Raw genomic sequence first — 18,478 nt, forward strand, 5'->3', positions numbered from 1 at the left:
TGTGTAGGGTTCTCGATACAGCAATCACCGTGCCAATCTTGGCGGCGATTGTTTCGGGATACGCTAAGAGATTGCTGAGCAAGGACTTGCGGCGAAATAAAGTTGCGACGCAGGAAGAATTTAGACCCCATGGGAATCGAAGTTGAAAAGAGGAACGCCAATTTGACAGCATCAAAATCAGAATTATCCAAGCGATTAAAAGAAATCGACGGTGCGATTTGCAGCTTGGTGGAGAAGCGTTCGGCATTGCTGTGCTCGTTTCAGGACTCTGTCGGAAACTTGGCAGAACATACAGCCGCTAGTTTGCGCGGTGTACAGACGATGGGGACGGCATCGCATTCTACAAGCGACCGAAGCAAATCGGAGATTCTCGACCGCGTCGTGGCATATATCGCAGGAGTGACGCACCAATCGGTGATCACAGAGACAAAGGTCGCGTATCTGGGACCAGAGTTTTCCTATTCCTATTCTGCTGCTCGCAAATTCTTCGGTGCGGAGCATCTTCAGGCGGTGCAAACGATAGGTGCTGTCTTTGAAGAGATCGAGCGAGCTCACGCTAACTTTGGTGTGGTCCCGATAGAGAACTCAACCGACGGACGCATCGTCGACACTTTAACGATGTTTGTCCGTAAGTCGGTTCATATTTGCGGTGAGGTCTACTTGCCAATTCACCACAACTTGCTGGCGATGTGCTCTCGTGCGGAGATCAAAGACGTATACAGCAAGCCACAGGCTCTCTCGCAATGTCGTGCTTGGTTAGCGGAACACTTGCCAGGGGTCAAATGGATCGAGGTCGCTTCCACGGCCGTGGCGGCACAAATTGCAGCCACGACTCCTCATGCGGCGGCAGTGGCGTCGAAAGATGCTGGAATCGCTCTTGGGCTGGATTTGATCGCTCCCGACATTGAGGACAACCCAGACAACGTGACCAGGTTCGCGGTCATCAGCAACCAGGACGCGCTGCCGACTGGCAGAGACAAGACCTCGCTCATGTTTCAGGTCCCGCATAAACCAGGTGCTCTGGCCGATTCGATGCTGATCTTTCGCGATCGAGGCTTAAATCTCACCTGGATCGAGTCATACCCGATTCCAGGCTCCTTAAACGAGTATTTTTTCTTTGTCGAGCTCGATGGGCACCGGACGCAAGACTCGGTCCAGGATGCGATCACCGAATTGCAAAAAATGTCCCTCCGAGTTAGCGTCCTTGGGTCCTACCCCAAGGGAACGCGGTAGGGCAATGTTTATAAACTTTACACCAATACCTCAACGAACCAAATATTCATGCGATTTGCAATTGTTGGCACCGGTGCACTAGGTGGTTTCTACGGCGGGCTTCTGGTTCGAAGCGGCCAAGATGTCCACTTCTTAATGCGGTCTGACGCTGAATACGTAAAGGCTAACGGGTTGCGAGTTGATACCAAGCTTGGGGATTTTCATCTTCCAACCGTCAACGTCTACACGACACCCGAATCGATGCCACAATGCGATTGCGTCATCGTGGCGACAAAGAGCACGCAAAATGAACATCTGGCATCCCTTTTACCACCTTTGGTAGGACCTGACTCAGTGGTTTTGGTTTTGCAGAACGGCTTGCATGTCGAGCAATCGGCACGCGAGGTTGTCGGCCCGGGCCGCGTCGCGGGGGGCTGCTGTTTCCTTTGCTCGAACAAAGTCGGGCCGGGACATATTCGGCACTTGGATTATGGCAAAATTCTCATGGGCCCTTACCAAGGTATGGACGACGACGAAGCGGGGCCATCCATGGACCGGTTGACTGCGATTCGTGATATCTTTCGAGCAACGGGTATCGAGTGCGAGGTTACTGATCGCCTTACCTGGGCACGTTGGCGAAAGCTAATGTGGAATTTGACCTTTAATGGTTTATCGGTGATCCTCGACTCGAGCACCGATAAGATCATGAAGCATCCGCACTCGAGAGCTTTGGCGAAATCGATATTGAATGAGGTTCGCGAGACTGCCACCGCATGCGGTCATTTCATCGAACCGGAGTTCGTTGACTACATGATGGAACATACAGACGACATGGTTCCTTACGATAGCAGTATGCGACTCGACTTCAAGGCAGGGCGTCCGATCGAGGTTGAAGTCATATACGGCAATGCCATTCGAGCGGCAGCTAAAAAAGGGGTGCGAGCACCGATCATCCAGTCCATGTATCAACAGCTTCATTTCTTAGCGGACCATCGATAAAGGAGTTCGATACCACAGGCACGAATATGGGTGGCACGTCCCTGAGTCTCCAACCCGAGCAATAATTTAGCTCATTGTTTCTGTTGCAAGGAGAATTACAACAATATCGACCTGATGATGATCCAGGGGCATGACTTCCTACCGGCCGTGGGCATCTTAGAGAAGTGGTTAATGGAGTACGCGCGCGAACTTGGGCGTCGTACCCCGTCGGCCCACTCGGTGGGCGACTAGAATCCACGGCGACTAGAATCCACGGCGCAAAAAGACTCATGAAGTGTGATCGTTCGAATCGAACGATCGCACTTTTTTTACGTAGATGCGGCTGGGACACACACAGAATCGTTCGGCTCTGGAATCGTTGGTCGGACTACGACTGCAATTCAGCCAACCAGCACTGGTCCCACGAGAGTCGACTTGGCCCGCGACATCGTATTGGTCCTCTCCAAAATTCGCAACAATTCGGCCAACACACCGAAAAGAGGTCTAAAACTCTACCGTCTCAATTCGGCCAAAAATACGACAACAATTCGGCCCGTAACATCTACACGACGATGGATGACAAGGTCCATAAGATCCTACTCGCCGCCAGTCGACAGCTCCGGATCCCGCAACTCACGCTGCAGGACTGGTGGTTCACGAGCCAAGAGTTCGCGTCGATCAGTGAGCTCCAAGTTGGCGAAACGATTACCTGCTCACAACTAGAGTGTTCGTGTACTCGTGTGAGTAGCTTTGAGCTGTCGATGGTCCAATTACCACTGCCGGAGAATTAAGTGCATTGCATTGATCACAACAATGCCCGAACCTCAGAGAAAGTTGCATTCCTCATGCGACTGCGTGGATCGTATTCGTCGAAAGCCAAAAACCCTCTTTTAATGACCGAATTCGGTGCAACAAAGTGCTCGAAAACGGTCTCTAGCGGCTCGCTTGAGCCTCGATCGGGACAATAGGAAATCCAAAACACCGTTGGTAATCCTATAGGGAAAAGATTGGAAAAACGGCAAATCAACCCAAAGTGACCAACTGGCTACCCGACCGCAATTGGCGGAGACCTTACTGACTAAGTCTATCTCTTATTCTGTGCCATTCATTCCGAGAAGTTGCTCGGCGGTTCGATGTTCCCTTGAAAATGAAAATTTCCGTTTGCGTCCAACTCGAAACCAATAGCTTGCAAGAACTTCAACTCGATCGTGTTGTGATCGGCAAAATGTCGAAGGACTTCTGAAACCTGTTTATCTAGATCAAGTAGTCGTTTGCCGGAATAGTAGTGAATTGTGTTGAACCTTTTTGACACAAGTCGTCTGTGTAAGACATCATTCAAATCCTCAAAACGTATCAATTCCTCTTCCACTCTCAATTCGTTTGCGTCATTTACCTCCACGTTCAAAATTTGTATCTCAGAAGACAAATCTTCTGCAGGGTCGCCGCAACCTAATACGAGAACGAAAGAACCCAAAAGACAAAACACTTTTTTGTGAGGGAATCGACATGTGTTTTTAAGCCTAATAATCGTAACTCCTTTGACGGATAGTATCATCTAGTACCTCGTTGGCATGACTGGACGGAAATATATATCCGGGCGACAACAGCACATCCTTGATATTAGTTGAGGTCTATTAAAATAATCCGGGCCATCCTTTTTCGGGTCCCACGGGATTGGGGTGTCGCATTTGTCGTTTTTCGATCCTTTGGCAGCACGGCAGGGTTGGTAAGTGTACACATCGCCTGTGCATCTTAAGAAGTGAAAATCAATGACATACGATGGAGGACTGGGAGACCAGGGCAATCTCATAAGCCATTCTTGTAATTCAAAAAAGTGAACCCTGAGAAAATCGTCGGGGCCATTACAAGGCTTACCTTGTTGCTTGTACTGTTCACAAAGATACACTAACCACTGATGGAGGTTTTCCATGCTTTGTGATGAAATTGCTTTGTTAATGTAAAGATACCCCTGAGCACATTCGCGATCACCGCACTTGCTCTTGCAGTCTACTGCGGAAACTCCTAAATGACATTCGAAACCCATTGCAGTTGCCATGGACATCACACTGCCTCCTGGTTGAATGCTGATACCATTTCCTAGGGCAAAACCTGCACAATTCACATGTTCTGGTTCGACCCTGAAATCGTATAAGCCACTTGGGTCCAGAGATCGAAGAGCATTTCCTCTCACAAACTCGAATGTATTGAAGTGTAATGCGTACACTCCAATCGGATCCCTTCCCAAAAACCTACCCGCCAATGGGCTCATCCATCTAGCACGGAAGTGATGGAGGCCTAAGGTCTCGTCCCATTCTCTACCGGTGTATGTATACCGATTACCAACCGCAGAACTCGTAAGCACAGATCCGCTGGCGTTACAAATCGTAGGTTGACCGTAGGCTGTGTAAGCGTAGCGCTCGGCGACTGCGCCAGTCGACGTAGTCATAGCGGTGATGGAGTACTGTTGGTTGCGATGGTAGTAATGGATCGTGCCACCGGTTCCTGCTGCCTTGCGCACGACGGGTTCGTCGATGTAGCTGGCGTAGACGTATCGGTACAGCGGTGAGCTTGGTGCATCGCCGTATCCGTAATCCGCAATCGTTTGCTGATCGTGCTGCACGAAGACGAACGAGCCACTGCTCCCCAGTCGTGCCACACGTCTTCCCAAAGCGTCATACTGGAACTCAACGTCTACGCTACTGTTGTTGCCGAGGTCGGCTGCTTTGAGCTTATTGTCAAAATCCCATTGCAAGCCGCGGGGTGAGGCTTGAGGGGTGAGGTTGGCGGGCAGGACGGTGATGTTGCCTTTGACATCAGTGGTGATGTTTTGGCCTGCGGCGGTAAGTAGCTCGTGCGTGGGGCCGTGGGTGCGGTTTTGTGCCGTGCCGTTGGTAGTGATGCTGTTCCAGTCTCCGACTGGAGTTAGGTTCCAAGCTTGGGTGAAGGTTCCGCTGGCGCGAGCATAGCCTGTGAGACGATCTTCGTCGTCGTAGCTCGTGCCTGCTGAAGTGAACCCGTAGCCGCTCATTGTTCCGCCAATGGTCTCGGAAGTTTTGTTCTTGTTTAGGAACGCTTATGAATTTGGTTGCGAAGTGAAGTGGTGATCGCCTGTAGTTCGGTCAGTGTCTTTCCCTCGAACTCAGAATCGTCCGAAACGGAAATCTTCAAAATGTCCTGAAGTGTTCGTATCAATTTGATTTCCCCTTCCTCGCGGCCCTTTTCTAGCCCCTTTTCGAGGCCCTTTTCTAACCCTTTTTCGAGGCCCACTTCCAGCCCCTCTTCCCTCGCATCCACGAGGCTTGATTGCCAATCAAGGTAACCTTTTTCGCGTGAATCGTACATATGCTTCTCCTCAATCACTTCATTGATCTCACTGAGCTCGCGGGTGGCGTGCAAAAACGCCAGACCCGGTAACAACGCTCGCAATTCGTCTTCACTGTGATCGTGTGAATACTTGATCCAGTAACACCACTGCTCCAGAACGCTCGCGGTCGATAACAACTCTCGCGTCCCATGGTATTTCTCTAATTCTACCGTATGAATCTCAATCGCGTCCAGCAAAACCTCTCCCGAATCCTTTTCGGTCATCCGAAAATGATGGTGCAACCGATCATCCTTCCAAATCGTACCCATCAAAAGACACACCGCATAGGTCGCCTTAAGATCCTTATACCCTTGCCCGGACACCAATTGGTCCGAATAGGTTTTCGCACCGTAATACACAGCCCGTTTGGTAAAACTGGTCGTAGGGGCAATTTGCACTTCGATCACGAAAATTCGCCCTTCGGTATCAGTCGCTTTGACATCGACGCAAATGAGCTTGTCTTCCTGGAATTCCTTCATGGAAAACGGATTCAGGAACTGCACCGACTCAACGGGATTCGGCAAATCAAGCACAGCGTTGAGCAAGCTAATCAGACAGATTTCGTTGCCATGTTTACCAAAAATTTTCTTAAAGGCGAAATCGATCCAAGCTCGGATTCCGATTTTCATGGACATGGGCATCACCTTTTAGGCACTAACAGGAAACTCCAAATCAGCTGGAGCCAACCTGAATGGAGTATAGCAGTCGAACGAGCTCCGATGTTCCACATTTTCCGAAATATCTCTCGTCAGCGGACAAAGCCAGGAGGCCACGCACCCCGGCTACACCCTGGCTGACTTCGCCGCCGTCTGGAGCTTAACCCGCAGCACCGCTGCCAATGCAGCGTACATCATCCACGATGCCATTCGAGACGATGACGGCCATCTCACGCAAATCATCGACGCGCGAGGCATCGAAACCCGGTTCGAATACGATGCCCAAGGGCGCGAAACCAAAAAGACCACCGCCTACGGCACAGGAATCGCCGCCGTCACCGAAACCGATTACGATGCCGCCGGTCACGTCGTCGAAGTTCGCACCCCACGCTACTTCGACTCCACCGATACCGAAGGCTACCAAAAAGCCAAAGAAACCTGGACCTACAACGGTCGTGGTCTAGTCGCCACCCACACCGAAGCCACCGGCTCCGCCATCGCCGCCACAGAGTCCTTTACCTACGACCTCAGAAACCGCCAACTCTCCCGCACCGATTACGGCTCCAACACTTGGACCCAAATCTACGACTCCTGCTGCGACAAACAATCCGCCTCCGTCGACCCCCTAGGACACGGCACTGCAGATGCCTTTCGTACTTCACCCTCCCAAAGAATTTGGGAGGGTCGAGTGGAGGAACGATCACGAGGGGAGGGGGCTTTATGATCGCCGACCAGTCGGAACCTAAATGCGATGCTGTGCCTTTGCCCCCTCTCCGAGCTACGCTCGACTCTCCCTCCAAGGGAGAATGAATGCTGCGACGGGGTCGGGCTCGATAGCTCAGGCGGAGTCACCGTTCCCAAACTGGGCACCGGAGGCACTGGCACGTTTAACGTCTCCCTCTCCAGCGCCATCGCCAAACTAGCCCAAACCACCGCCAACGGCGGAGCAGGCATCACCTTTAGCGCCACCGCTCCCGGTCGCGCCACCGTCGTCATCAACTCCGAAGACGAAATCAGCTTCTCCATCGCCGATGCCGCAGGCCGCACCGTCATGAGTGGCAAACTCAACAATTACCGAGGTTCAGGCCCCACCGCCCTCAATACCCTGGCCACCTGGTCTTGCACCGTCCACGACGCCACCACCAGCCTGAGCGGCTTCGGAACCGTCCTGGTCACCACTAGCGTCGACTCCCTAGGTAAAACCACCTCGACCTGGACCGACGGTGCAGGTCGCACCCTACGCAGCATCGATCAACTGGGCAAAGTCACCACCATGACCTACGACCCTGCTGGAAACCAACTGTCCATCCGGGACCCCAATAATGTCGGAGCCGACATGGTTTACGATGCCCTGGGACGCAACACCGAGCGAACCGACACCGCCAGCGCCGTCACCAAGACCGAATATGACAAAGCAGGCAACGCCATCAAACAAATCGATGCCAAGAACAAAAACACCTTTATCGCGTACGATGCTCGCGGAAGACGCAAATCCACCACCGACCGCATCAGTGCCGCCACAATCTTTACTTACACCGCACTAGGCCAATTGGCCTCCCTCACCGACGCCGAATCCCAGACCACCAGCTACACCTACAACGCTCGTGGCAACAAGCTCACCGAAACCTATCCCGACCACACGGGCGGTTCCCCGGGAGATTCCACCTATGGCATCGTCACCTTCGTCTACGACAACGCCGGACGGGTCCTCCGCAAACAAGACCAACTCGGTGATACCGTGACGTATCTCTACGATTTAGCAGGTCGAATGACGCAGCGAGACTACCGCACCCGGGTCAACAGCCCTTCAGGAACCATCGCCGATTCCGATACCTTCACCTTTGACCGAGCCAGCCGCATGCTAACGGCTGTCAACGGTCGGTACTCCAATACTGTGACCTACACCTATGACCCGATCGGCAGGAAAGCCACCGAATCCCTCGCCATCGCCAGCCGAACCTACACCACCACAAGCGAATACAATTCGCGAGGCGAACTCACCAAAGTCACCTATCCCGACAGCTCCATCTCCGAGCGAACCTACCACGACACTGGAGCCTTGCACCTCCTCAAACTGGACGGTTCCACCATCAGCACCAGAACCTACGACGACGGTCGCAGGCTCACCGGAGAAACTCTTGGAAACGGGGTCACGGAAACCAGAACCTACTCCACGGATAATCTTTTAACGGGGATTTCTTATGGAGGAACCGGTACTGCCATCGGCAACCTGAGCTATACTTGGGACGCGAACAAGAACAAAACTTCCGAGACCATTGGCGGAACAATGAGCGGCTACGGGTTCACTTCAGCAGGCACGAGCTATGACGACGAAGATCGTCTCACAGGCTATTCTCGCGCCAGCGGAACTTTTACCCAAGCTTGGAACCTAACTCCAGTCGGCGACTGGAACAGCATCACCACCAACGGCACAGCACAAAACCGCACCCACGGCCCCACGCACGAGCTTCTTACCGCCGCAGGCCAAAACATCACCACCGATGTCAAAGGCAACATCACCGTCCTGCCCGCCAACCTTACCCCTCAAGCCTCACCCCTCGGCCTTCAATGGGATTTTGACAATAAGCTCAAAGCAGCCGACCTCGGCAACAACAGTAGCGTAGACGTTGAGTTCCAGTATGACGCTTTGGGAAGACGTGTGGCACGGCTGGGGAGCAGTGGCTCGTTCGTCTTCGTGCAGCACGATCAGCAAACGATTGCCGATTACGGATACGGCGACGCACCAAGCTCACCGCTGTACCGATACGTCTATGCCAGCTATATCGACGAACCCGTCGTCCGCAAGGCAGCGGGTACCGGTGGCACCATCCATTACTACCATCGCAACCAACAGTACTCCATCACCGCTATGACTACGTCGACCGGCGCGGTCGCCGAGCGCTACGCTTACACAGCGTATGGTCAACCTACGATCGCGAGCGCCAGCGGAACTGTGCTTACGAGTTCTGCCGTTGGCAATCGATACACCTACACAGGTCGTGAATGGGATGAGACTTTAGGCTTGCATCACTTCCGAGCTAGATGGATGAGCCCGCTAGCGGGCAGGTTCTTGGGAAGGGATCCGATTTCGCTACCTACATCAAACGGATTTTTGCAGCTCTTTGCGATGACATTTACAAATCGCACCCAGTTTATCTATAGCAAACCCCTTATTTACCTAGATCCCTCGGGATTGATGACTTTTCGATATGGTGATGATGCAAACGATAATCCATGGCTAGGGCCATTTGAGGACCTCATAAAGGCCATAATGGAAACCGATTTAGAGGATTTAGTCGGTCCAGGTGGACTACCGATTAAACCAGACGACTTGATAGGGTTGGCAGATGATGCCCTTGATGCACTGATTAGAGGAATTATCAATGCCGGAACGCCAGGAAAACCATGTAACCTATTATTCTATGGTCTATTAAAATCGAGCGCATGTGGGGTCGCAAACTGCAATCGCAATCAGTGTGGTAGACTTCCCCCTCAAAACCAAGTCGCCGGTCCATTTCACGAATGCATAGACCACATAACCGAAAAAACTCCTTGGCTAAGACTTCGAATTGAACAAAAGTTGCGAAAACTCATTGAGGATGCAATTGTTCGCTGTCGTGAAGCTACGACTAATGGTCCATGTTGTAAGAATGGACGACCGTTACCGCGGCACTTGTGTGCTCCAAACACACCGGGTTCTACCAATATCATGAAAAGTCATTGCGAAAAAATACGAGATGCCTGCAACAATCCACATCCTCCGAAACCTCCGCAGCGTAGATAGCAAACATGTTAGAAATTACTGAGGCCCCGTCATGTTACCAGCTTTTCTTATAATCGCCGTGATCGGCATAACTCAAGATGTCTTGGCGCGGGAAGCAATTACATCTCGAAACGCTTTGAATTTTAGAGACATAGCAATCGGTAACGAGGAAGCTGCCGTATTTTGTTGCGTTTTACTTCTGGAGGGTAAATCACAGGAGTTTGATTCTTACATCAGCGAAATAACTGAAGAAGAAAGAGAACTTTTGTGCAGGCACATGATCCACTTGGATGTAATTTATCACAGCGGCGAAATTACAAGCAATCTCTTAAGGATTAACCGCACACCGGAAATGATCTCATGGGCTGTGCAATGCAGCGCATGGGGAAATAGATTTGACTTGTCATCTCAGTACATCAAACTGGCCCAAATAGATGCAGCATCCTATCAGGAAATCGCAACGGAGCTACTAACGATTGCTACATCGCTTGGGAAATCCGACATGGTTCTGCCGCTTGAGCTCGAGGAATCAATCGTTACCAAGATCCTAGATTCCGAATACCTACGACGAAGGGCCGTTTTTTTTCAAGAAGCAGAGGAAACTGCGAAAAGAGTTGGTTTAAGTAGGGACTGGGCGGAGCTATTATTAGGTTACCACATTAGTGGGAGTGGAGTCATCCCGGATTCAGAGGAAGAGCTCATGCAGTTGCTATCCGATTCATCTGAGATTCAAGACCAGTTTCTACTCCGATTTGCTTTTTGTGCCTCTCGTGAAACGGTAGGAGATAAACTCCCTGCTAAGGAACAGTATAAAGTTCTTAAAGTCATCGTCGAATCAACCAAGGGCCTGGAAAGCAGTAGGTTAGGTGAGATGTCCTATCTCGCCTCACGGTTTGAGGATGACGAGTTCATAAAATCTCGACTGAAAAGCATCGCGTCCAAGCCTTTAAATAACCGCGGTAACTCAGCAGCACTTCTGGCGGCAGCCTCAGAGCGAAGTCTATACGAAGACATTTTCAATTATATTACCGCAGTAGACGAGCTGAAGCATAAAGAAATCATTGGTATTTCTCGTTTTGGTCACTTCGCTAGTAGTTCGTTCTGGTCGAAGTTGGAACCGGAAATTCAAGCTAGAATTTTAAACCATATTCGATGGAAAGAATTATGTAGTCCACAGAGTAAGAGATAGACTTAGTCAGTAAGGTTGCCGCCAATTGCGGTCGGGTAGCCAGTTGGTCTCTTGGGGCTGATTTGCCGTTTTCCCAATCTTTTCCCTATAGGATTACCAACGGTGTTTTGGTTTTTCTATCGTCCCGATCGGTGCTCAAGCGAGCCGCTAGAGACCGTTTTCGAGCACTTTGTTGCACCGAATTTGGTCGTTAAAAGAGGGATTTTGGCTTTCGGCGAATACGATCCACGCGGTCGCATGAGGATTGCAACTTTCACAGAAGTTTGGGCATTGTTTCTTTCGTTGCAATGCACTTAATTCTCCGGAAGTGGTAATTGGACCATCGACAGGTCAAAGCTACTCACACGAGTGCATGAGCACTCTAACTGTGAGCAGGTAATCGTCTCGCCAACTTGAAGTTCGCTGATCGATGCGAACTCTTGGCTCGTGTACCACCAGTCCTGCAGCGTGAGTTGCGTTCTTATTCACCCTCCCGAAGAATTTGGGAGGGTCGAGTGGAGGGACGATCACGAGGGGAGGGGGCTTTAGGATCGCTGACCAGCCGGAGCCTATATGCATCGCCGTGCCTTTGCACCCTCTCCGAGCTACGCTCGACTCTCCCTCGAGGGAGAATGAATGCATTCTTATTCACCCTCCCAAGAATTTGGGAGGGTCGAGTGGAGGAACGATCACGAGGGGAGGGGGCTGTTGAAATCGCTGACTAGTCGGGGCCGTTATGCATCGCTGTGCCTTTCACCCTCTCCGAGCTACGCTCGACTCTCCCTCGGAGGGAGAGTGAATGCCGTAACTGCGCAAAGCCTTGTTACAGCATTGCTCTTCGTCGTCTTCTACCATCCTGGTATCGCTAATCGCGGTCCCTTGGACGTATTCCGATAGATACACCGAACACTGTTCTTTGGTGGCTAAGCAATCGGGAGTAATCTGCGCATCGGCGATCCAGTTCTTAGCCGCGATGGGTGCTAACCAATCGTCGAAGCTTTCGTCTTCGAGGAGATGGCTCAGGTCGAATCGTCCGCACTTCTTGTGGAATTTCAGAGACCGAACGAACTTCTTCTTAAAGAGGGCTGCTAATTCTTGTGGATTCAGTGCTGGGGAATCATGCGGGATATCGATCCATTGGCCTGTATTGAGATCGATGCCTCCGGCGGTCATCATACAATGGACATGAACATGCATGAGCATCCGTTGGCCCCAGGTGTGAAGCGTGATGAGAACACCTGGCTTGCAGCCGAATTGTTTCTCGCACACTTCCATGAGGACTCTTAAAGCGATTCGAAAGAACAGGTTGTAGCACTCGGCCGCATTGTTCTCAAAGAACTCCGTGAGCTCATGGGGAGCGGTAAAGACGATGTGGTAGTATTTGGTATCCAGTTCCCAGGATTGCACCGTATCAAGCCATTTCTTGCGTTTGAGCCACCCGCAATTGGGGCAATGGCGATCCGTGCAAGGAGAGTACAAGATGCGTTTTCCAGAACAAGCCTTGCAATCAAAGACGCTGGAGCCGTATTCCCCGGTCCGGCATCCTAGAATCTTGTCCAGCGATCGTCTGGCGTGGCGTGGAATGCTGGAATCGTAAAGGAAGCCTTGCCCATACCGACGTAGCGTCGCCAGTACATTGCCTTTTGGTTCTGGTGGCAACCGATGTTCGAGGGATGCGGATAGCGTTTGAGTTGTCATTCACCCTCCCAAAAAATTCGGGAGGGTCGAGTGGAGTTTACGATCACTCGGGGAGGGCTTACGCTGTCTCATGCCGGAGCCAATTCCATTTTGCGAAGTGATCTGAATTCCTAAGAGGCCTGTTATTCGTAGATGCCTGACTCCCCTCCCCGAACTGCGTTCGACCCTCCCACGGGGAGGGTGATGTATGTGTCTACGACACCGTCATTGTAGGGAACTCTATCACTACGATGGGGCCTCATAGACGCACCCCGTTAAAAATTCTTTTTTGATTTTCATTGATTGGCTCTTGCGAGTCCTATCGCGTTGTCGCTTCTCTTAAAGGGAGTCTTCTGTTTGTTGTTTCTTGGGAGCCACGTTTCATGTTGAAGCCATCTCGCACTTTCGATACCGCTTTCCCCCGCTTAGAAGCCTTTCAAGCGTCTCCTTGGAACACGACAGCGACCGTCTACGCCGAGCATTTGCGATCTTTGAAAGAGGTCACCCGTTTAGCCTCCTTTTTAGAAGAGCGACTTGGTCTCTCGATGGAACAAGCTCACGCACTTGGCATTGGGTTTGCGGATCGCAACTTGGGGGAAGAATTACCTTCTAATCGGATTAAAGCTGGTCGCGAGATTCGCTCGCGACTCATGGAATTAGGGATCTATAAAGAGAACGGTCGCGAGACATTGCGAGGCTGCGTGACCATTCCTTTGGTGGATGAAACAGGAGCCATCACGGGCATCGAAGGCTATCGAGTCGATCCCAAGAGTAAGAAGGAACCAGCCATCGTTTTAGGCTCTGGGAAGAGCAAGATTACCGATCGGGAAGTAAAACCTCCTCAAGCCGAAACACCGAAGCCTGTTCAAGAGCCTGTTGCGCCGATGGTACCAGAAACTCCTGTTTCGATCGCTGCCCCAGTCCCCACTCCCCTGGACATCGTCGTCGAAGCCAACGCCGTCGTCATCACGCGTGGCGATCGCCGCTATCGCATCCGAGGCCTAGAACGTAACATGTCGTCCCTTTCCCTCAAGGTCAATATCACCGCCTCCCGGGAAGAACTCATCCATGTCGATACGGTCGATCTTTACAAAGCTCCGTCACGAGCTAGTTTCCAAAGAGTGACCGCTTTAGAACTCTACTGCGACGAAGAGACCGTCAAGCGAGATATTGGCTTTGTCCTGAGTCACATCGAAGAGCTGCGCAATCGTCAGATCGAAGCGGCCAAGGGAATCACCAAGCCCGTGGAATTAACCCCGGAGGAGCATCGCGAAGCGATGCTCTTGCTCCAAGATCCCGATCTCATCGCCCGCATCATTCGCGATTTAGACCAATGCGGCATGGTCGGAGAACCGTTTAATAAACTGGCCGCGTACCTAGCGGTCGTTTCTCGCAAGCTGAAAAGCCCTTTGGCGATTCTCGTGCAAAGCTCCAGTTCGGCTGGTAAATCCACCTTGGTCGACGCGATTTTGAATTTGGTACCCGAAGAAGACTGTTTGCGGCTGAGCAATCTGTCTTCCCAATCGTTGTATTATCTCGATTCCCAAAGCCTTCAACATAAAACGCTGGCCATCAGCGAAGACCACGGGCTTGCCGAAGCGGCTTACGCTTTGAAGCTTTTACAGAGCGAGGGGCAGTTAACGCATGCTACGGTGGCCAAAGGGGCAGATGGACGGCTCGCCACGCAGCTTTATACGGTTCGTGGTCCTATTCAGCTCATGCTCACTTCCACACGTCACGAGATCGACGAAGAGCTCCACAATCGTTGCTTGATTCTCTCGGTCGACGAATCACGGGAACAGACGCGTGCTATTCAGGAACGGCAACGTGTCGGGCAGACCAAGCAGGGTTTCTTGCAAAGACAGGCCGTGAGCGATCTTCAAGCCTTGCATCGCAATGCGCAGCGTTTGCTCCACCCCCTAAGAGTTTACAATCCGCTCGTCGAATCGATGGAGTTTAGTTTTGAACGAACTCGCAATCGCCGAGATCATGCCAAATATTTGACGCTCATCCAAGCGGTGGCTCTTTTGCACCAGCATCAGAGAACAATCGTCACGGAAGAGGACGGGACCGAATCGATCGAAGTCACTCAATCGGATATTGATCTGGCTACCAGGCTCATGGAGAAGCTGCTTTCGCAGTCCCAATCCGAGATGTCCCCTCAGACGCACAATTGTTTGGAGCAACTGCGCAGGTTTGTCGAGGAGCGAGCGAAACGATTGGCTGTGACTCCGCGAGAAGTGAGATTTACTCGCCGCGAGTTTCGAGAAGCGGGTGGTTGGAGCGATAACCAACTGCGAGTTCATCTTGATCGATTGATCGGCTTGGAACATGTTGTGGTTCATCGCGGTCGACAAGGCTCCACTTACGTCTACGAACTGCGTATCTAGTGAGTTGGTGCCAAGTTCGTCCCCCCTTTGTGGTGTCTTCGTGGGGGCCTCTTTTTTACGCAACTGCTTTGCTTAATAGGAGTTGCGTCGCTCTTCGTGGTTTGTTGGGAAGTGAGACTGCGCTCACTGCTTGCGTCATAGCTTCATACGCACAGGTGAGGCTTGGCTGCCCTATTCACCCTCCCAGCGAAGCGATTTGGGAGGGTCGGCAACCGAGCCGCAAGCGAGATTGCCGGGGAGGGCAGCAAGTCGGGCCTTCCAACCGTGCAGAGCCCCTCCCCAGCCACGCTTGACGCGGGCTGACCCTCCCCAAACTTCGTTTGGAGAGGGTGAATGCGATCACCGAAGCATTTCGTTTCTTTTTTCTTTGTCATCCTCTTTCCTTGAAGGAAGTCCTGTTATGAATTTTTCTGTGTTACTGGCTGCCTATTTTGAAGATCTTCGCGTGAAGAACTGGTCCGAAGCCACCATCGATCGAAGACAACATTCCTTGAATCGTTTCTGCCTGTGGCTGCAAGATCGCTCCATCGAGCGACTCGATGCCGTGACTCCCGATTTGATCGCCGCCTATCAGCGGAATCTGTACACCAAGAGAACTTACGCACCAAGAAGCCACTGCGCAGCGCCACCCAAGCTTCGTATCTATCCGCCGTCGCGCATTAGTTGCAATGGTGCTGCTTGCAAGGCCATTTGGCATTTAATCCCGCCGTGGGATTGGAGCTACCTAAGGAAGAAGTGCGACTGCCGATGAACTACTTAACCGTCGAAGAGGTTGAGTTGCTGCTCAATCAGACCGACACCACGCAAGAGATCGGTATCCGAGACCGCGCTATTCTCGAGATCCTATACTCCAGTGCCATTCGGAGGAATGAATTATTGGCCTTGGGACTTTACGATATTGATCGCTCAAGGCGGTTGCTCATGATCCGACAAGGGAAAGGGAAACGAGACCGCGTCGTTCCTTTGGGAGTAAGAGCCTTGGAATGGTTAGAGAAGTATCTACTCGAAGTGCGACCTTGGTTGTTGGCAGGCAATGGGAGAAAGCGGCTAGGTCCGATGCCTGAGGAGAGCGATCGCATCTTTCTCGGGACCACGGGCAAGCCGATATCACCTGTCCAGTTATCACAGCTCGTGCGTGGTTACTTAGAATCCGCTGAGATCAACAAGAGTGGAGCCTGTCACGTGTTGCGTCACACGGCTGCGACGTTGATGTTAGAGAACGGGGCCGATTTAAGGAGTTTGCAAACGTTGCTGGGGCATGCTAGTCTCAACACCACACAAGTGTACACGCACGTCACGATCGATCGTTTGCGTCAAGTCCACGACGCCACCCACCCCGCCAAACCCGACCAACGCCCCAAGTAGAAATCCATATTCACCCTCCCGAAGAATTCGGGAGGGTCGAGTGGAGGGACGATCACTCGGGGAGGGTGCTTTTAAAATCGCTGACTAGTCGGGCCTTAAATGCGATGCTGTGCCTCTCACCCTCTCCGAACTACGCTCGACTCTCCCTCGAGGGAGAGTGAATGCCGTCACTTCGCAAAGCCTTGTGACGGCCTTCTTTTTCATAGCTTGGGAAACCAAAAAGATGACATTCCGAGCCATGCCTTTAAAATCCCGGGGGTTTGGGGGCAGGCCCCCAAGTCATGACGGAATCGGACCGAAAAAAATCCCAAAAATCAGCTACCAATCCGCCACTTGGACCGTTTACAATTCGGGCATGACGAATCACCCGACCATCACCTCCGAAGCCCCCTCTTCCGCATCGCTGCCATTCGATGCCTCGTTGGATTCTATCGACTCGCTGACCACCTCTTTCACCGCGTCTGTAGTACCTACATTAGAAACCACAACGGTCACCGAAGTTGCATTAGGCTACCATCGCAACCAACAGTACTCCATCGCCGCTATGACCACGTCGACCGGTGCGGTCGCCGAACGCTACGCGTACACTGCATACGGTCAACCTACGATTCTAAACGCCAGTGGATCTGTGCTTACGAGTTCTGCCCTGGGTAACCGATATACATACACCGGTAGAGAATGGGACGCCACGCTTGGCCTCCATCACTTCCGAGCAAGATGGATGAGCCCGCTCGCAGGTAGGTTCTTGGGGAGAGATCCGATTGGTTACGGTGATGGAATGAATCTCAATGCGATTCTTGTAAATGGTCTGATGGATTGCGTCGATCCAAGCGGAGAGTGTGCGGATTGTAAGCAACGTGGCGGGACTCCTTTTAAGGGAGGCGGCATGTTAGTTGATAGCGTAGTAGATTCTGAAATTGATGAGTACTTTGACCAATGGGTTAAAGTGGATAAGCGAAAAAATAAAGATATTCCTGAAATAGAAAGACGTCGCACCCGGAAAACGAACCCTCGCCAAGAAATTCATTACGTAATTCGCATACAGAGCTACACAGTGATTTGCTGCAAAGAAAAAGATGGCTCGATGACTTTCGACACCTATAGAAGGACTACTACATCATATCAAAAGGGCACTTTCCGTGTCCCCAGACCTTGGGAGCTCGATTCGCAAAACAAGGATAAATACGTCAACTATATGTTTCCTGTTCCATTCTGGTATCACAGTGACAAAGGTAATAACGCAGAATGTTTGAAGACTACCGGTCTTGCCACTAATGGCTTTGGGCCAAGAATCATCGACAAAGATAGCGACATTAAATAATGCAGTAAACCATCAAAAGACGGAATGGAGAGTTAATGGAAATGGAATGTAAGACTTGTATGGTCGAAAGATTTGCAACATCATTATTAGTAGTTACTGCTGCACTAACAGTTGGCTGTGTGTCAGTTGCAAAAGAAAACCTCGCCTTGACAGATTTTAAAAATCGCCTTACTGAGACAGGGTCGAAACTGGATCTTGTTGCAACAGGAAACACGTACTTCTCTCTCATGAGAGATTCTGAGGAAGTCTATGTTCGAAGTGGCATGCTTTGCGTTTTATCGCACGGAGAGCTTGCTCTGCGAACCAACGAGGGAGACATTCCATTCAATCCGCCTGTGCTGATCCCATTTGGCGCCAGGTCATATGAAGTCGATTTAGAGGGTAACGTCCTGATCAAGATGGAGGGAGCGGAATCTTTGGTTAGCGTCGGTCAGATTGATTGCAATCGCTTCGCTGCTGGGCGTCTTCTGGGGCCTTTGCTTGCTACTGTTGTTGCCTCAGATGTGCCTCCATCAAAAGAATCGTTCGGTGTGCAGGCGGAAGCAATCGTATTGAGTGGTTGGCGTTCACAGAATAAGAGATAG

General features: G+C 51.4%; 14 protein-coding genes. 9 read left to right on the forward strand and 5 right to left on the reverse strand.

Annotated features, from left to right (window positions below; all coding sequences use genetic code 11):
• The first annotated feature begins 129 nt into the window (after nucleotides 1-129).
• Both pheA and SH449x_RS02120 read left to right on the forward strand, forming a co-directional pair.
• Nucleotides 130-1,233 (forward strand): prephenate dehydratase, encoded by a 1,104-nt coding sequence (pheA, locus tag SH449x_RS02115; RefSeq protein WP_482379667.1) that lies wholly within the window; start codon nucleotides 130-132, stop codon nucleotides 1,231-1,233.
• A gap of 48 nt (nucleotides 1,234-1,281) precedes the next feature.
• Complete coding sequence (locus SH449x_RS02120) at nucleotides 1,282-2,211, forward strand: putative 2-dehydropantoate 2-reductase (RefSeq protein ID WP_482379668.1); 930 nt, start codon at nucleotides 1,282-1,284, stop codon at nucleotides 2,209-2,211.
• A gap of 1,084 nt (nucleotides 2,212-3,295) precedes the next feature.
• On the opposite strand, the gene SH449x_RS02125 is transcribed toward SH449x_RS02120, so the two are convergent.
• The 4 genes from SH449x_RS02125 to SH449x_RS02140 all read right to left on the reverse strand — a co-directional run bounded on the left by SH449x_RS02125 (nucleotide 3,296) and on the right by SH449x_RS02140 (nucleotide 6,634).
• Entirely contained in the window at nucleotides 3,296-3,595 is a 300-nt protein-coding gene (locus SH449x_RS02125) for a hypothetical protein (RefSeq protein ID WP_482379669.1), read from the reverse strand.
• Nucleotides 3,596-3,745: 150 nt separating this feature from the next.
• Nucleotides 3,746-5,218, reverse strand: a complete 1,473-nt coding sequence (locus tag SH449x_RS02130; RefSeq protein ID WP_482379670.1) for an RHS repeat domain-containing protein — start codon at nucleotides 5,216-5,218, stop codon at nucleotides 3,746-3,748.
• A 35-nt stretch (nucleotides 5,219-5,253) separates the two neighbouring features.
• Complete coding sequence (locus SH449x_RS02135; protein ID WP_482379671.1) at nucleotides 5,254-6,189, reverse strand: Rpn family recombination-promoting nuclease/putative transposase; 936 nt, start codon at nucleotides 6,187-6,189, stop codon at nucleotides 5,254-5,256.
• Nucleotides 6,190-6,370: 181 nt separating this feature from the next.
• A complete protein-coding gene (locus SH449x_RS02140) occupies nucleotides 6,371-6,634 on the reverse strand; it encodes a hypothetical protein (RefSeq protein WP_482379672.1) in 264 nt (87 codons plus the stop codon).
• Between the two features lie 327 nt (nucleotides 6,635-6,961).
• Between SH449x_RS02140 and SH449x_RS02145 the strand changes: the two genes are divergently transcribed.
• Both SH449x_RS02145 and SH449x_RS02150 read left to right on the forward strand, forming a co-directional pair.
• Nucleotides 6,962-9,994 (forward strand): RHS repeat domain-containing protein, encoded by a 3,033-nt coding sequence (locus tag SH449x_RS02145; protein WP_482379673.1) that lies wholly within the window; start codon nucleotides 6,962-6,964, stop codon nucleotides 9,992-9,994.
• A 31-nt stretch (nucleotides 9,995-10,025) separates the two neighbouring features.
• Complete coding sequence (locus SH449x_RS02150; RefSeq protein ID WP_482379674.1) at nucleotides 10,026-11,162, forward strand: hypothetical protein; 1,137 nt, start codon at nucleotides 10,026-10,028, stop codon at nucleotides 11,160-11,162.
• A gap of 732 nt (nucleotides 11,163-11,894) precedes the next feature.
• Here SH449x_RS02150 and SH449x_RS02155 read toward each other — a convergent pair.
• On the reverse strand, nucleotides 11,895-12,839 hold the full coding sequence (locus tag SH449x_RS02155) for an IS91 family transposase (protein ID WP_482379675.1): 945 nt from the start codon (nucleotides 12,837-12,839) through the stop codon (nucleotides 11,895-11,897).
• A 362-nt stretch (nucleotides 12,840-13,201) separates the two neighbouring features.
• Here SH449x_RS02155 and SH449x_RS02160 point away from each other — a divergent pair, with 362 nt between their 5' ends.
• From SH449x_RS02160 to SH449x_RS02180, 5 genes are all read left to right on the forward strand, one after another.
• Nucleotides 13,202-15,208: a hypothetical protein gene (locus tag SH449x_RS02160; RefSeq protein ID WP_482379676.1), complete on the forward strand. Its 2,007-nt coding sequence runs from the start codon at nucleotides 13,202-13,204 to the stop codon at nucleotides 15,206-15,208.
• Nucleotides 15,209-15,608: 400 nt separating this feature from the next.
• Complete coding sequence (locus SH449x_RS02165) at nucleotides 15,609-15,959, forward strand: site-specific integrase (protein ID WP_482379677.1); 351 nt, start codon at nucleotides 15,609-15,611, stop codon at nucleotides 15,957-15,959.
• Entirely contained in the window at nucleotides 15,956-16,573 is a 618-nt protein-coding gene (locus SH449x_RS02170; protein ID WP_482379678.1) for a tyrosine-type recombinase/integrase, read from the forward strand. The genes SH449x_RS02165 and SH449x_RS02170 overlap by 4 nt, the downstream gene beginning before the upstream one ends.
• A gap of 355 nt (nucleotides 16,574-16,928) precedes the next feature.
• On the forward strand, nucleotides 16,929-17,894 hold the full coding sequence (locus SH449x_RS02175) for an RHS repeat domain-containing protein (RefSeq protein WP_482379679.1): 966 nt from the start codon (nucleotides 16,929-16,931) through the stop codon (nucleotides 17,892-17,894).
• 146 nt (nucleotides 17,895-18,040) lie between these two features.
• Nucleotides 18,041-18,478 (forward strand): flagellar basal-body rod protein FlgG, encoded by a 438-nt coding sequence (locus SH449x_RS02180; protein WP_482379680.1) that lies wholly within the window; start codon nucleotides 18,041-18,043, stop codon nucleotides 18,476-18,478.

The sequence above is a fragment of the Brakhagea baltica genome (assembly GCF_052161605.1).
Classification (GTDB): Bacteria; Planctomycetota; Planctomycetia; order Pirellulales; family Pirellulaceae; genus JBKCUI01.